The organism is Actinospongiicola halichondriae (assembly GCF_049103745.1).
In the GTDB taxonomy this organism is placed as follows: domain Bacteria; phylum Actinomycetota; class Acidimicrobiia; order Acidimicrobiales; family Salinilacustritrichaceae; genus Salinilacustrithrix; species Salinilacustrithrix halichondriae.
The window spans coordinates 1,768,581-1,783,192 of record NZ_CP171622.1; the positions used below are offsets into that span (position 1 = coordinate 1,768,581).

Here is a 14,612-nt window from a genome sequence, read left to right on the forward strand (position 1 = left end):
GCATGGAATCCTTCTCTCCGGTCCAGCCGGTCGTGGCGCAGTCCGCCGAGGTACGGGGCGAGTTCGTCGTCCGGGTGTACCAGCACCTGCTCCTGGCCATCACCGCATTCGTCGGCTTCGAAGCCGTGCTCTTCAGCACCGGCGCAGCCGAGGGGCTCTACGACCTGCTCTTCACGAGCGGCGGCGCCACCTGGCTCCTGATCCTCGGCGCCTTCATGGTCATCCAGTGGATGGCCACGTCGGCCGCCCACAACATCGAGAACGTCGGCGTCCAGTACGCCGGCCTGTTCGGCCTGGCCGGGGGAGAGGCGCTCCTCTTCGCCCCGTTCCTCTATCTGGTGTTCAACAAGACCGACAACGGCGGCACCACCGTCGTGGCGGCCGCCGCCATCACGGCGTTCATGTTCGCCGGACTGACGGTCATCGCCTTCACCACCCGCAAGGACCTGTCGTTCCTGCGTCCGATGCTCATGTGGGGCGGCTTCGCCGCTCTCGGCCTGATCTTCGGCGCCGTGATCTTCGGCCTCAGCCTCGGCATCTGGTTCAGCGTGGGGATGATCGCCCTCGCCGGCGGCTCGATCCTCTACCAGACCCAGGCGATCATGGCCCGGTACCCCTCCGAGGCCTACGTCGGCGCCGCAGTCCAGCTCTTCGCCTCGGTGATGCTGCTGTTCTGGTACGTCCTGCGGCTCCTGACCTCCCTCCGCAACTAGGGGGACAGCCCGAAATCTCGTTTCTGGCTCACACCGGGTGTGAGCCAGAAACGAGATGTTTCGGTGGGAGGCCGTCGACTTTACAGAACGTGCATTCTCGGCGGTCCAGACGACAACCAGGGAGTACGGGGCGACGTCGAGATCACCCTCCGTCCCACCGCACCTGGCTGCTCCGCCGGGCCGTCGCCACCGACCAGCGCCGTCACGACAGACCGCGAGCGATCGAGCCGAACTTCCCGTTCGGCGGCAATCGCTTCACTTCCTGTCAGAAGTTGCCGAAGATCTTTCTGTCAGCGGCGGAATCCTTCGGGCGGTGGCGATCGGGCGGAATCGATCGTCACCCCCGAACGGAGTTCTACCTCCGCCGTTGATGGTTTCGTCACAGTGACGTAATCATCAGCCATGTCGGGTGTGGGAGGAATCGGGAATGCCGAGACGTGAGTGGACCATCGAGCAGCTGGTGACGCTGGTCGAGGGGTCAACGCTGGTGGGCCGTGATCGTCGCGCCCGTCCGGTTCGGCTTCCGGCTGCGCTGACCGACGTCGCAGAACACGACACCCGGCGTTGGGACACCCAGCTCGCGCAGGATCACCCGTCCGACTTCGGTGCAGCGGTCGACAGCTGGTGGCAGGCCGTGGCCCGGCCCGGCGAACCGCAGTCGGTCCGGCTGCGACGTGAGCAGGACGGTGTCTGGCGCGAGATCGAGGTCACATCGCTCAACCTGCTCCATCAGGAGTCGATCGGCTGCGTCCTGACGTTCTCCCGACAGCTCGGTGAGGTCGACACGCCGGCACCGCCGTCACGGCACGACGGAGCGATGTTCGAGGCTCCGCACTCGATCGTTCAACATCTGGACGAGATCGGCACGATCCTGCGCACCGAGGGCGACGTCGAGGAGGTCTTCGGCCTCGCTGCCAGTGCCCTCGACGGCCATCCGGTCCTCGATCACCTGCACCCCGAGGACCGCGACGCTGCGGTGGCCATGTGGGTCGAGATCCTGGCCTCCCCCGACCGGGCGCGCACCATTCAACAACGCATCGTGCGCCCGGACGGCTCGAGCCTCTGGATCCAGTCCACGGTGATGAACCGCATCGAGACCAGCGGGACGATCCTCTCGATGTCCCACGACATCAGCGCCGGCCGGGCCAAGGAGGCCGCCCTCGCTGCGAGCGAGCAGGAGCTGCGATTCCTCACCGAGGTCGTCCCCGTCGCCGTGTTCCGCTCCACGGCCTCGGGGAACATCGCCTTCGCCAACGCCCGTTGGGGCACCCTTCTCGATGACGCATCCACGCTCAGCGAGGTGTTCGCCCGAGTGGACGTGGACGACTGCGACCGGCTGCGTCGAGCGTTCGCCGATGCCAAGGAGACCGGCGGCACCGCCACCTGCCGTGTGCGCACTCGCGACGCAGAACGTCACCTCGAGTTCCGCCTCCAGGGTGTCGTGGACCACGCCGACGTCGAGGGCGAGGTCGACGTCATCGGGACGGTGGACGACGTGACCAGCGCAGTGATCCGCGCCTTCGAACTCCAGGCTTCGGCCGAGCGCGATCCCCTCACGGGCCTCGCCAATCGCCGCGCCCTCAGCCGCACTCTCGATGCCGCTGTGGCGGGTGCACGGCCGACGCTCGTGCTCTTCGGGGACCTCGACGACTTCAAACAGGTGAACGACCGTTGGGGTCACGAGGCCGGCGACCTCGTCCTGAGCGCCATCGGACACCGCCTGCGCGACGCCGTGCGACCAGACGACGTGGTCGGCCGTTGGGGTGGTGACGAGTTCGTGGTCGTCTGCCTCGACGTCGCCGTCGGACGTGAACCGGACGTGATCGAACGCCTGCACCTCGCCCTGGCCGACCCCATCGAGATCGGCGACGACACCTACATGGCCCAGGTGTCCATGGGCGCTGTGCGGCCGGCACCGGGCGAGGACGCGGAGGCGGTCCTGCGTCGGGCGGACACGGCGATGTACGAAGCGAAGCGCACCCGGCACCGCACCGTCGGGGCGGGAGCGTGACGTCAGTCCGCCGTCGCTGATCGCCGGCGGCCGCCACCGTCCGTGGCAACGTGGACGGATGCTCCAGGGACACGTACACCCCTCGTTCGGCGCGGTCACCCATCTCCTCGATCGCTACACGTCGGGTCCGAAGCGCTACGGCGGAGCGGTGTGCGTCTACTTCCAGGGCGAGAAGGTCGTCGACGCGTGGGGCGGCGCACGCGATCCGTCGGGGACGCCGTGGGACGAGGACACGATGTCGATCTCGTGGTCGACGACGAAAGGTGTCACGTCGACCGCGCTCCATGTCCTCGCCGATCGCGGCCTCGTCGACTACGACGAACCCGTCGCCACCTACTGGCCCGAGTTCGCCCAGGCCGACAAGGGACGAGTGACCATCCGCCAACTGGTCTCGCACCAGGCCGGTCTCCACAGGCTCGCTGGCGTCGTCGATCACGGGGACGACCTCCTCGACTGGGATCGCATGACATCGGCGCTCGCCGCCCAGCCGTCCGATCCTCCCGCCGGCACCGGGTCCGGCTATCACGCCATGAGCTACGGATGGCTGGTGGGTGAGGTCGTCCGACGGGTGTCGGGCAAGGGCCTCGGCCAGTTCGTCCAGGACGAGCTCGCCGAGCCGCTGGGACTCGACGGTCTGCACATCGGCCTCCCCGACGAGGACCGTCATCGTGTGGCGCCGCTCATGCCTCCGTACAAGGCCGTGAGCCCGCGCGCCGAGGCCGCGGTCACGGGGTTCCTCCTCCGCCACGGACCCTTCCGACGGCTGGTCGAGACCTCGGCCGTTCCCGGGATGATGGATCTGTTCCGTGACGTCTCGCTCCGCGTACTCGATGCCGAGATCGGCGCGGCCAACGGGACGTTCACCGCTCGCTCCCTGGCCCGGCTCTACGCGGCGATCGCGAACGACGGCGAGCACGACGGAGTCCGCATCCTCTCCCCCGGTCGCGTCGCGCTCATGTCCGAACAGCAGACGTTCGGGCGGGACTACTGCGTACCGATCAAGATGCGTTGGCGGCTCGGCTACCACCGGGCGTTCACCGCGTCGCTGCGGCAGCCGGAGCGAGCGTTCGGGCACTTCGGGCTCGGCGGATCGGGTGCCTGGGCCGACCCGGAGACGAACCTGTCGGTCGCCTACGTCACCAACGACATGCGTTCGGCGACGACACCGTTCGGCGATGCCCGCCTCGCACGCATCGGCGCAGCGGCGATGAAGGCCGCCCGTTCGGCCTAGCTCAGCCCTCGGTCAGGACCGACGTACGTCGGGTGGTGCCCTGTTGGGTCCCCGACTGGGTGAGGGTGACGTCGGAGCGCAGCACGAGCCCTCGTGCGGGGTCGACGAAGAAGGTCCCGACCTCTCGGACCACCTGTTCGACCGAGTCGGCTCCCACGGTCGCGGTGATGGTCGTCGTACGGTCGCGCTCGACCTGCCAGACGTGGACGGTCCGTCCCCCGTGGACCACCTCGGCTCGTCCCGCCACCCGGCCCGACCCGGTCACGACGAACTCCGTCGCGAGGCCCGCGACCTCGGTGGAGCAGGTCGATCCGAGCGTCCACGACGCATCGACAACGAGTCGACCGAACTCCGGGAACGACGGATCCCAGGTGCAGTCGCGCGTCGCCCCTTCGTCGGTCTCGATCCGCGTCGAACGGACGAGCACGCCCTCCGGTGACCAGTCCAGGACCGACACCTGTCGCTCACCTTCGGACCGGGCGACGATCTGCACGATCGACGATGCACCCTCCTCCCCCACCACCGTGATCTCGCGCTCCTCGGACCGAGACGACGGCTCACCATCGCGAACGGCGTCGACCTCGTACCGGTAGACACCGGGTTCCGGCACCGATGCCGGGCCCAGGACAGGAGGCTGTGTCGTGGACGTCGCGCTCGCCGACGACGAGTCCTCCGGCGCCACTGAGGGAACGCCATCGCCACCCGTCGCCGATGGCGGTGGCGCGGTCGACCCCTCTGGCGCTGCTTCCACGGACGAACGCCCCGCGGGATCGTCCGGCGCCCTGTGCGTCGCCGCGGCGATGACGCCAGCCCCGAGCAGGACGGCGATCACGGGGACCAGCGCTCGTCGGAATCGCTCCGTGTCCGTCGCCGCGTGCATCTGGAGACGAGCGTAGCCAGAGCGTTTCCCGCCCGGTCGATACCATTCGCCCCGATGGGTGTGAATCAGCGAGAGAACCGTCGACCGAGCCGCGCCGAGCGACGGGTGCAACTGCTCGATGCCGCCGTCGAGGCAATCCGCACCAAGGGCGCCGGGGCCTCGATGGAACAGCTCGCCAAGCAGGGCGGCGTGACCAAGCCGATCCTCTATCGCCACTTCGGTGATCGCGACGGACTCGTCGACGCCATCGGCGAGCGCTATGCGGCGCACCTGGTCGAGCGGCTGACGCCGAACCTCGAGTCGGACGAGCCGATCGAGCTGTTGCGCCAGACCGTCGACAGCTACCTGGCCTTCCTCGAGGACGATCCGGAGCTCTACACGTTTCTCATCCACCAGGGCCCTCGGACGGCCACGCGCAGCGAGGACCGGCCGATGAGCTCGCTCACCGATGTCATCGCTCGACAGGTGGCAGTCGTCATCGGCGACCAACTCCGCGCCAACGACCTCGATGCCGGCGGCTCCGAGCCCATGGCCTTCGGGATCGTCGGGATGGTGCACCATGCCGGCGACTGGTGGATCCGGAACCGGACGATGTCGCGCACTGCCGTCACCGACTACCTGACCACGATCCTGTGGAACGGGTTCAGCGGGCTCCGCGAGGCGACCACGGCGGCAACCGCCGCGGCTGGCACCCCCGGCGGCACCCCCGACGCCGCCCTACACTGACCCCGGATGCACCCACGCCGAGGAGACCGATCGTGACCGTCACCCCACCCCGCCCCGTTCCCCACACGCTGCCGGAGTTCGACTCCGTCGAGGACGAACGACTCCACCGCAAGCAGCGCCTGGCAGCCACGTTCCGCCTCTTCGGGCGATTCGGCTTCAACGAGGGTGTGGCCGGCCACGTCACCGCCCGAGACCCCGAGCATCCCGAACTCTTCTGGGTGAACCCGTTCGGGCTGAGCTTCGACCTGATCCGTGCGTCCGACCTGATCCTCGTCGACCACAACGGGGTCGTCGTCGAGGGTGACTGGCCGGTCAACCAGGCCGCCTTCGCCATCCACTCGCAGATCCACGCCGCGCGTCCCGACGCCGTGGCCGCCGCCCACACCCACTCGAAGAACGGACGGGCCTGGTCGACGCTCGGTCGCACGCTCGACCCGATCACCCAGGACGTGTGCGCCTTCTACGAGGACCACGCCCTCTTCGACGACTACACAGGTGTCGTGCTCGACGTCGAGGAGGGCAAGCGCATCGCGCACGCCCTCGGCGACAACAAGGCCGCGATCCTCCGCAACCACGGCCTCCTGACCGTCGGCGGATCGGTCGACGAGGCCGCATGGTGGTTCATCTCGATGGAGCGGTGCTGCGAGGTCCAGCTCCTCGCCGAGGCGGCCGGCACACCCGTCATGATCGACGAGGCCGGAGCGAAGCAGGCCGCCAGCCAGGTCGGGTCCAACTTCGCCGGCTGGTTCAGCTTCCAGCCGCTCTACGACAAGATCGTGGCCGACCAGCCCGACCTCCTCGACTGAGCGGTCCGTGGCCGACGTCATCCCGATCAGCGAGAAGCTCCGCGACACCCGCGAGGCTCTGCTCCAACGCCACCTCGTCGCACACAACGAGGGCGACGTCGACGGCGTGCTCGCCACGTTCACCCGACCCCGGATCGAACTCATCGCCTCGGGACGGGTGCTCGAGGGCACGACAGCCGTGCGGGCGTACCTCGAGGATCGCCGTCGCTCGTTCCCCGATCAGCGCTTCGAGGTCATCTGTCACCACCACAGCGATGATGTCGTGGTCTCGGAGCACTGGATGACCGGCACCCACCTGGGCGACCTCCACGGCGTCGAGCCGACCGGACGACGCTTCCGCGCACGCATGGCCGCCATCTTCGAGTTCGAGGGTCCCGATCTGGTCAACCAACGGCTGTACTACGACGCCGGCACCGTCGCCCGACAACTCGCCTGACCTCGGCTCCCATGGGGCAGGATGCGCCCATGCCCCGACTCCGAGAGATCCCGCGCGCCGAAGCCCACGAGAAGGTCGAGCCGTTCTACCGACTGCTCTTCGGTGATCGTGACCCGGTCGCCGAGCCCGGTACGGCGACGGGCACGCCCGGTGACTGGTGGACCGTCTTCGCCAACAGCCCCGACGTGTTCGAGCACGCCGTCGCCGGCTTCGGGCTCTACCAGAGCCCGAAGCGGAAGCTCGATCCCAAGCTCCGCGAGCTCGGACAGACGCGGGCCGGGTGGACGCGTGGCAGCCAGTTCGTGTTCTCGCAGCACTGCAAGTCGTGCCGGGCGGTCGGGCTGAGCGAGGAGCAGATCGCCGCCATCCCCGCGTGGCAGACCGCGGACTGCTTCTCCCCCGCCGAGCGAGCGGTCCTGGCCTGGACCGACGGACTCGTCTACGACGGTGGACGGGTGGCCGAGGGCGTGTTCGCGGCGCTCCGCGAGCATCTCGACGACGAGGAGATCCTCGAACTCACCTACATCACCTGCATGTACGAGATGCATGCGACCATGAGCCGCGCGCTCCGTGTCGAGTTCGACGACCGCGACGAGGCGATCGTCGAGGTCGCTCCCCCAGAGGGCTTCACGTCGATCTACGACGTGGGCGCAGCCACCACACTCGGCGACGACGCCTGACGCAGCGGCGCTCGTCGTCTGTCGTTCAGGGTCGTGTCCAGAACGGCATGGGAACGACCTCGGCCGCGACCGGCTTGCCGCGGACGTCGATCTCCACGGCCGTGCCGTCCGGCGTCTCGGGCGGGAGGAAGGCCATCGCGATGCCGGTCTCGAGCATCGGTGAGAAGTTCCCGCTCGTGACCACGCCCACGGTGGAGCCGTCGATCAGGACCGGGTTGCCATCGCGTGGCGGGCGACGACCCTCGCAACGAAGACCGCGGAGCTTGCGGGCGACGCCCGCCTCCTTCTCGGCCGCCAGGGCGCTCTTTCCTCGGAACTCCGTGTCCCAACGCACGACCCAGCCGAGGCCGGCCTGCAGTGAGGTGATCCCCGCACCGAGCTCGTGTCCGTGCAACGGCAGCCCAGCTTCGAGGCGCAACGTGTCTCGGGCACCGAGTCCGGCGGGCGTCGCTCCCGCCTCCAGGACCGCATCCCAGAACGACGGAGCGACCGCTGCCGGCACGGCGCACTCCACTCCGTCCTCCCCGGTGTACCCGGTCCCGGCGACGACGCAGAGCTCCCCCTGCCAGGTGAACTCGGCGACGGCGAAACGAGCGACGGCTGCCGCATCGGGGGCGATCTTCGCCAGCACGGTGCGAGCCTCGGGCCCCTGGATGGCGATGACCGCTCGGGTGGCCGTGACGTCGGTACCGCCGATCGCGGCCACGACACCGTCGGTGTTCGATGCGTTCGGCATGACGTCGAAACGCCCGTCGCTGACCCACCAGACGATGATGTCGTCGACGACCGAGGCGTCACGCTCGTCGAGCAGGTGCGTGTACTGGGCCCGCCCGGGCCCGATGCGGTGGAGGTCGTTGGTCAGTGTCGCCTGGAGGCGCTCGAACGCCTCCGGCCCTTCGACTCGGACCGTGCCCAGATGTGACACGTCGAAGGCAACGGCGCCGGTTCGACAGGCACGGTGCTCCGCCACCGTCCCGTCGGCGTACGACAGCGGCATGTCCCAGCCGCCGAAGGGGACCATCTTGGCCCCGAGAGAACGGTGAGCAGCGTCGAGGGGGGATTGCTTCATACGCCGAGCTTGGCACGCCCGGTCGGGGTGATCAGCGCTCTGCTGCTGCCGGTCCGGGGTCGACCGTCGCGGCCTCGTCGATCGCGGGCTGGAACAGCGCGACCGCGGCATCGAGCTCCTCGAGCACACCGTCCATGGGCAGGAGGTTCAGCACGCCTTGGCCCTGGTATCGGTTGACCACGTCGACCAACTCGCCTTCACGCACGAGCACGGCCGACGTCCCCGAGATCACCAGGTGGGCCGACGCCACGTCCTCGCCGAGCTGCTCACGCAGGTACTCGAAGGCGTCGCGGATCGATTCGAGCTTGATGCCGGCGTCGAGCAGACGCTTGATGACCTTGAGCTCGAGCAGGTCCTTGTAGCTGTAGCGGCGGCGGCTGCCGGAGCCGGAGGCATCGGCCAACGACGGCCGGATCAGGTCGGTGCGCGCCCAGTAGTCGAGCTGGCGGTAGGTGATGCCGACGACTTCCGCGGCCTTCTTGCCCGAGAATCCCTCGACGAATGCTGCACTCATGACCTTCGCTCCTCTGCCGGACGGACGTCCTGCGCCTCCGCTGTGCACGACAGCGGCGAAATTACGTGCCTGTGGTGCGACGAATGGTACGACCGACCCCCGCGATGGTCAATGGGCAGAGTCACTGCGCCAGACGGGCGACACCGACCTCTTCTCGCAGGGCCTCGAGTTGGCCGGCCGTGCCGATGGCGATCAGGACCTCGCCGGGGTGGATCGGTGTGTCCGGCGGCGGGTTCGTGCGGAAGTCACCCGCTGCGTTCCGCATCGCGAGCACGAGGGCACCGGTCCGGTCACGGAGGTGCGCATCTCGCAGACTCTGGCCGGCCACGGACGAGGCTTCGGGCACCAGGACCTCGGCGAGGCGGAACTCCAGACTCCCGTCGTGCATCACGACGTCGAGGAAGTCGGCGACCGAGGGTTGCAGGATCATCGCGGCGATGCGCTCGCCGCCGATGTACTGCGGGTTGACCACACGGTTCGCTCCCGCCTGCGCCAACTTCGGCTCGGCCGACTCGACACGGGCTCGAGCGACGATGAACAGGTCCGATCGGGCCGACCGCCCGGAGAGGGTCACGTAGAGGTTGGCGGCGTCGCTGTCGAGGGCGGCGACGAGTGCCCCGGCGGTCTCGAGCGACGCGGCAGACAGCACCGCGTCGTCGGTTGCATCCCCTTCGACGAAGGGAAGGTCGAGGTCGGCGAGGCGATCGCCGTCGATGTCGATGACGACGACGTCACGGCCTGCGGCGGCGATGTCGCGGGCGATCGTTCGCCCGACCCTCCCCCACCCGCAGACGATCACGTGGTCGGTCATCCCTGCGATCGTGCGTTCCATGCGTCGTCTCCAGAGTTGATCGGTGAGGCGGCCCTCGATGAGCGTCTCGAGCAGCACGCCGAGCGTGTAGAACGCGGTGCCGACGCCTCCGAGGATGACGAGGATCGTGAACAGACGGTAGGGCGCAGATTCTGCGTGCGGCCCCACCTCGCGGTAGCCCACGGTCGAGATCGTGATGACGGTCTGGTACAGCGCGTCGAGCGCTGACAGGCCCAACAGCAGATAGCCGACCCAGCCGACGAACGTGATCGTCAGGAGCAGCAGCAGGCCGCGACGGATCCGATTCGTGTGCTCGTCGAACGTCAGACGTCTCGCCTCGAGACGGGTCGGTGTACGGGCCACGGACGCGGCGCCTACGAGGCGAAGTCTTCCGGGTTCACCTGATCGATGAACTCGCGGAACTCCTCCACGACCTCGTCGGCGTCGACGGCGTCGTCGTCAGCCGGAGTCTCCTCCTCGACGTACCCGACCTCGGCCAGGACGGCCTCCTCGGCGTACACCGGGGTGCCGACCCGGACCGCGATCGCCATCGCGTCGCTGGGACGAGCGGACACCACATGGGTGTCCTCGTCGGCCCGCAACACCAGATCGGCATAGAAGATGTCGTCTCGGAGCGCCGAGATGACGATGCGTTCGATGTGCGCGCCCAACTCGTCGACGAGCGTGGTGATCAGATCGTGCGTCATCGGACGGCGCGTCTCGACGTTGTCGAGTGCGAAGGCGATCGCCTGCGCCTCGGGACCGCCGATCATGATGGCCAGCAGCCGTCGTTCGCCCTCGCGTTCCTGCAGGAGCAGGACGGGGGTGTTCGAGGGCATGTCCACACGGACTCCGACGAGCTCCATCTCCACGGTCATCGGGGCCACCCTACCGCCGGTCCGTCGGCGTCGTCCCCGCGAAGTGGTCAGGGCAGGGTGTCGCTGAGAGCCTTGCGCAGGAGCGAGGCGTGCAGCGCTTCACCGGCATCGGCCAACTCGGTGACCGTGTCGACAGCTCGTGCTCGCGCCTCGGGATTCCGCTGCTTGAGCAACGGCATGACCAACTGCTCGAACACGCCCGCTTCTCGTTCGGCGGCGATCTTGTACATCCGGAGATGCCGGACCTCGATGCCGTGTTCCAGGAAGCTCCGACAGGCATCGACCACCGAACGGGCCGAGGGCTCGAAGTACGAGTCGGCTCCGATCCGGCGTGACTCGATCATCGTGAAGCTCTCGAGCTCGTGGATGACCGAGACCGGGACGTCGGACTGGGCCGCGAGTTCTTCTGCAGTCAACGACGTCGACGTCGGCCCGACCCGGAGTTCCTCGTCCGGAGCAGAGGCTCGCGGCGCCGGGGGCGACTCGGGCTCGGGTTCGACGACGGGAGCGCGAGCGGCCGGTGGTTCGGGAGCGATGACCTCCATGGCCGAGGCGGCAGCGAGCGTCGCAGCAGCGGCACGCGCGTCGTCCGGCTCGGCCACGTCGACGTCGTCGTCGGCCGCGACAGGGTCGGTGTCGTCGGCAGGCTCCGATCGAGTACTCGACGTCGGCGATCTCGGCGACGGGCTCGTCGCCGGCAGTCCGGACGACGGGAGGTCGGCGACCGCCGGCGTCTGACGACTGCCTTCGGGATGGTTGCCGGTGGCGTCCCACTCGTCGAGACGGTCGCGGATCACCTTGAGCGGCAGGAAGTTGTCCCGTTGCTGGAGGAGGATCCACTGCAGACGCTCGATGTCGGCGTCGTAGAACTTGCGATAGCCCGATGGCGTCCGCTCCGGATCGAGCAGGCCTTGCGACTCGAGGAACCGGATCTTCGAGATCGTGACGTCGGGGAAGTCCTCCTGGACGAGCGACAGGACCTCGCCGATGGACAGATGCGCACGTTCGGGCATGCCGACTCAGCCGTCGCCGTGGACGAACAGGAGCTTGAACGAACCGATCTGGAGTTCGTCGCCGTCGCGCAGCGGCGATTCGTCGACGCGGTTGCGGTTGACATAGGTGCCGTTGAGGGAACCGGCATCGCGCATCGTGTAGTCGCTGCCGGACCGGGTGATGTCGACATGGCGGCGGGAGACGGTGACGTCGTCGAGGAAGATGTCGCTGTCGGGGTGACGGCCGGCCGTCGTCACGTCGCCGTCGAGCACGTAGCGACTTCCGGCATTGCGTCCGCGGCGGACGATCAGGGCTCCGACGCCCGCAGGGATCTCGTGGAGATCGATGCCCGAGTCCTCGGGTTCGTTGGTGTGATCCGGGTCGAACGTGATCGTGCTGTCGTCGCCCGCTTGATGTTCGAGCGCGCTGCCGCACGACGAACAGAAGTTCGCGCCCAGCGGGTTCGCGTGCCCGCAGCGATTGCAGAAGACGTTGTCCGCCACCAGACCTCAGCCGTCGATCAGTGCCCGGTAGCCGGCGGCGTCGAGGAGACCGGGCTCGTCTCCTCCGTCCGGTTCGACGACGAAGATCCATCCGTCGCCGTAGGGGTCTTCGTTGAGACGTTCCGGTGTGTCGGCGAGATCGGCGTTCACCTGGGTGATCGTCCCGCTCACCGGGGCGTAGATGTCGGAGACCGACTTGGTCGACTCGACCTCGGCGACAGCGTCGCCGGCCTTCACGGCCGTGCCCACGTCGGGGAGGTCGACGAAGACCACGTCGCCGAGGGCGTCCTGCGCATAGTCGGTGATGCCGACCCGAACCGAGGCACCGTCGGCTCGAAGCCACTCGTGGTCGGTCGAGTACCGGAGATCATCAGGCACGTTCATTGCGCGGAGGCTACCCGAAACACCCTCAACCGTCAGTTGACGGTGAGGTCTGGGCGGCGAGCGCCCGATCGGCCCGCCCCTCCGCCAGTGCCTTGCGCCCGAGCGGGAGGTACATGGCCAGCGAGTAGTAGCTCAGGAGGAGTCCGGGGATCGCCGCTGCCCACGCCATCGCGCCGTACACGTCGGCCAGCGTCGTGTCGGCGTTGCTCAGCAGGAAACCGGGGAACACGCCCATCAGCAGGAACGTCGCGCACTTCCCGATCCAGGTGACGTCGATGCGGCGGGCCCCCGCCGCCGCCAGGGCGACCGTGGCGATCGCGATCGCCACCTCGCGCACCAACACCAGGACCGCGATCCACACGGGAACGGAGCCGTCGATCAGGATCGAGCCGACCCCGACGAAGAACAGCAGACGGTCGGCGACGGGGTCGAGGATCTTTCCCACGTTGGACACCTGCTGGAGTCGACGCGCCAGGTAGCCGTCGACCCAGTCGGTGGCGCCGATACCGACGAGCAACCAGCCGGCGGCGAGTCGGTCGTCCCGGCCGAACAGGAGATACACGAAGACCGGCAACAGCAGCAGCCGCACCAGCGTCACCGCATTGGGGATCGTGAGGATCCTGTCCTCGGACGGCGCTGTCTGCACGCCGGATCCGTCGGTCACGTCACCACCAGCTTCGACCATGGGACGAGAGTGTCACACTGGCGGCCATGGCGACCGTCTTCACCAAGATCATCGACGGCGAGTTCCCGGGACGTTTCGTTTGGCGCGACGACCGGTGCGTGGCGTTCCTGTCGATCAACCCCCTGCAGCATGGGCACGCCCTCGTGGTCCCCATCGCCGAGGTGGACCACTGGCTCGATCTCGACCCGGAGCTGAACGCCCACCTGATGACCGTGAGCCAGTACATCGGCCAGGCACAGCAGGCGGCGTTCTCACCCGTTCGTGTGGGTCTGATGATCGCCGGACTCGAGGTTCCCCACGTCCACCTGCACGTCGTGCCGATCAACGGGGTGCACGACCTCGATTTCGCGAACACGGCACGCGACCCGGACCCCGCCGCCATGGACGACGCGCAGGCATCGCTCGTCGCGGCGCTCCGCGAACTCGGTCACGATCCGGGCGTCTGATCCGGGCGTCTGACCCGGCTCACGGGCCGTCGACGCGATGGCCTACACGCCGACGGGTTCGGCCTCCTCGATCAGCTCGGGCCCGTTGTTGCGGACGTTGTTGACCTGGGTCGACACCGGCGTGACGACGAGCAGGTCGTCGGGTGCCGGGACCAACAGCCCGCTCAGCGCGTCGAGGTCGTCGTTGTCCCGGTCGAGCCAGGTGGACCAGTCGTCGCGTCCGAGGATGACCGGCATCCGGTCGTGGATCGGCGCCATCGTGTGGTTCGGCGTGGTCGTGATGATCGTCACCGATCGGAGTGGTTCCTGGTCCTTGTCCGGACCGCGCCACACCGACCACAGGCCGGCGAAGGCCAGTGGTGATCCATCAGCAGCGCGCATGAACATCGGCTGCTTCCGGACCTTCGACTTCGCGGTCTTCTCCGGACTCGCGAGCTTCTGCCACTCGTAGAAGCCGTCTGCGGGGATGAGGCATCGGCGCTTCTGGAACGAGGGCTTGTAGGAGTTCTTCTCGGCCAGTGTCTCGGCTCGGGCGTTGATCATGCGTGAGCCGATCTTGGCCTCCTTGGCCCACGACGGGATCAGTCCCCAGAAGAAGGCGTCGAGGTGGCGTTGGTCCTCGTGTTCGATCACTGCGAAGACGTCCTGCGTCGGGGCGACGTTGAAGTTGGCCCGAGGGGCCGACGCCGCAGCCTCTCCCCCGTCGTCCGTCGACGCTGGCGCCAGGACCGACTCGGCCACCTGGTCGACGCCGAAGTAGGCCGCCAACTCGTCGGGGGTCGATGACGACACGAATCGTCCACACATGGTGACGACGGTAGCGCCACCCCCGCTCGCCCTGTCACG

At 68.2% G+C, this 14,612-nt stretch carries 18 protein-coding genes; 8 read left to right on the plus strand and 10 right to left on the minus strand.

The window, feature by feature from the left end:
- Nucleotides 1-2: 2 nt before the first annotated feature.
- From AB8619_RS08675 to AB8619_RS08685, 3 genes are all read left to right on the plus strand, one after another.
- Complete coding sequence (locus AB8619_RS08675; RefSeq protein ID WP_436796070.1) at nt 3-713, plus strand: Bax inhibitor-1/YccA family protein; 711 nt, start codon at nt 3-5, stop codon at nt 711-713.
- Nucleotides 714-1,140: 427 nt separating this feature from the next.
- Entirely contained in the window at nt 1,141-2,724 is a 1,584-nt protein-coding gene (locus AB8619_RS08680) for a diguanylate cyclase domain-containing protein (protein WP_436796071.1), read from the plus strand.
- Nucleotides 2,725-2,782: 58 nt separating this feature from the next.
- The gene (locus tag AB8619_RS08685; RefSeq protein WP_436796072.1) at nt 2,783-3,955 is read left to right on the plus strand and encodes a serine hydrolase domain-containing protein; all 1,173 of its coding nucleotides are present in this window, start codon (nt 2,783-2,785) and stop codon (nt 3,953-3,955) included.
- 1 nt (nt 3,956) lies between these two features.
- On the opposite strand, the gene AB8619_RS08690 is transcribed toward AB8619_RS08685, so the two are convergent.
- Nucleotides 3,957-4,835, minus strand: coding sequence for a hypothetical protein (locus AB8619_RS08690; protein ID WP_436796073.1), 879 nt, complete (start codon nt 4,833-4,835; stop codon nt 3,957-3,959).
- Nucleotides 4,836-4,889: 54 nt separating this feature from the next.
- On the opposite strand from AB8619_RS08690, the gene AB8619_RS08695 reads away from it, so the two are divergent.
- From AB8619_RS08695 to AB8619_RS08710, 4 genes are read left to right on the plus strand one after another with little or no spacing between them, the layout of a single operon-like run.
- Complete coding sequence (locus AB8619_RS08695) at nt 4,890-5,561, plus strand: TetR/AcrR family transcriptional regulator (protein WP_436796074.1); 672 nt, start codon at nt 4,890-4,892, stop codon at nt 5,559-5,561.
- 29 nt (nt 5,562-5,590) lie between these two features.
- Nucleotides 5,591-6,367, plus strand: a complete 777-nt coding sequence (locus AB8619_RS08700) for a class II aldolase/adducin family protein (RefSeq protein ID WP_436796362.1) — start codon at nt 5,591-5,593, stop codon at nt 6,365-6,367.
- A gap of 7 nt (nt 6,368-6,374) precedes the next feature.
- Nucleotides 6,375-6,803: an ester cyclase gene (locus AB8619_RS08705; RefSeq protein WP_436796075.1), complete on the plus strand. Its 429-nt coding sequence runs from the start codon at nt 6,375-6,377 to the stop codon at nt 6,801-6,803.
- Nucleotides 6,804-6,832: 29 nt separating this feature from the next.
- Nucleotides 6,833-7,483, plus strand: coding sequence for a carboxymuconolactone decarboxylase family protein (locus AB8619_RS08710; protein WP_436796076.1), 651 nt, complete (start codon nt 6,833-6,835; stop codon nt 7,481-7,483).
- Nucleotides 7,484-7,508: 25 nt separating this feature from the next.
- Here the strand turns inward: AB8619_RS08710 and gcvT are convergent, their stop codons facing one another.
- The 8 genes from gcvT to AB8619_RS08750 form a co-directional block, all read right to left on the minus strand.
- On the minus strand, nt 7,509-8,552 hold the full coding sequence (gene gcvT, locus AB8619_RS08715; protein WP_436796077.1) for a glycine cleavage system aminomethyltransferase GcvT: 1,044 nt from the start codon (nt 8,550-8,552) through the stop codon (nt 7,509-7,511).
- 31 nt (nt 8,553-8,583) lie between these two features.
- Nucleotides 8,584-9,066 (minus strand): MerR family transcriptional regulator, encoded by a 483-nt coding sequence (locus AB8619_RS08720; RefSeq protein WP_436796078.1) that lies wholly within the window; start codon nt 9,064-9,066, stop codon nt 8,584-8,586.
- Between the two features lie 121 nt (nt 9,067-9,187).
- Nucleotides 9,188-10,240 carry a potassium channel family protein gene (locus AB8619_RS08725; protein WP_436796079.1) on the minus strand — a complete coding sequence of 351 codons (1,053 nt, stop codon included), beginning with the start codon at nt 10,238-10,240 and terminating at the stop codon, nt 9,188-9,190.
- A gap of 11 nt (nt 10,241-10,251) precedes the next feature.
- Nucleotides 10,252-10,755 (minus strand): bifunctional nuclease family protein, encoded by a 504-nt coding sequence (locus AB8619_RS08730; protein WP_436796080.1) that lies wholly within the window; start codon nt 10,753-10,755, stop codon nt 10,252-10,254.
- A gap of 47 nt (nt 10,756-10,802) precedes the next feature.
- Nucleotides 10,803-11,768: a MerR family transcriptional regulator gene (locus AB8619_RS08735; RefSeq protein WP_436796081.1), complete on the minus strand. Its 966-nt coding sequence runs from the start codon at nt 11,766-11,768 to the stop codon at nt 10,803-10,805.
- A gap of 6 nt (nt 11,769-11,774) precedes the next feature.
- On the minus strand, nt 11,775-12,251 hold the full coding sequence (locus tag AB8619_RS08740) for an FHA domain-containing protein (protein WP_436796082.1): 477 nt from the start codon (nt 12,249-12,251) through the stop codon (nt 11,775-11,777).
- 6 nt (nt 12,252-12,257) lie between these two features.
- On the minus strand, nt 12,258-12,635 hold the full coding sequence (gene gcvH, locus AB8619_RS08745) for a glycine cleavage system protein GcvH (protein WP_436796083.1): 378 nt from the start codon (nt 12,633-12,635) through the stop codon (nt 12,258-12,260).
- 25 nt (nt 12,636-12,660) lie between these two features.
- Complete coding sequence (locus AB8619_RS08750; protein WP_436796084.1) at nt 12,661-13,320, minus strand: CDP-alcohol phosphatidyltransferase family protein; 660 nt, start codon at nt 13,318-13,320, stop codon at nt 12,661-12,663.
- Nucleotides 13,321-13,346: 26 nt separating this feature from the next.
- On the opposite strand from AB8619_RS08750, the gene AB8619_RS08755 reads away from it, so the two are divergent.
- Nucleotides 13,347-13,766, plus strand: a complete 420-nt coding sequence (locus AB8619_RS08755; protein WP_436796085.1) for an HIT family protein — start codon at nt 13,347-13,349, stop codon at nt 13,764-13,766.
- Between the two features lie 42 nt (nt 13,767-13,808).
- On the opposite strand, the gene AB8619_RS08760 is transcribed toward AB8619_RS08755, so the two are convergent.
- Nucleotides 13,809-14,573, minus strand: coding sequence for an SOS response-associated peptidase (locus AB8619_RS08760; protein WP_436796086.1), 765 nt, complete (start codon nt 14,571-14,573; stop codon nt 13,809-13,811).
- Nucleotides 14,574-14,612 lie beyond the last annotated feature (39 nt).